Below are 211 nucleotides of genomic sequence, written 5' to 3'. Positions count from 1 at the left end.
CCCCCCCCCCCCCCCCCCCCCCCCCCCCCCCCCCCCCCCCCCCCCCCCCCCCCCCCCCCCCCCCCCCCCCACCCACACCCCCCCCCCCCAGATGCAGCGTAGTCTCGTGGGCTCGGAGATGTGTATAAGAGACAGGTTAAGGACCGATTGCCCTGTCTTGTTATCGGAAAGGCTCGTCATGCGCGCGCCCCACGAAGAAGACATCGACGCC

1 pseudogene is annotated in these 211 nt (G+C 73.0%); it reads left to right on the top strand.

What is annotated here, in order from left to right:
* Window positions 1–211: pseudogene (locus tag ACPYOJ_RS37355) on the top strand (hypothetical protein); the annotation flags it as partial.

This window comes from Rhizobium sp. SVR5-9E (genome assembly GCF_056755095.1).
The sequence above is the reverse complement of the archived record's forward strand: the minus strand, read 5'-3'. Positions and strand labels throughout refer to the sequence as shown.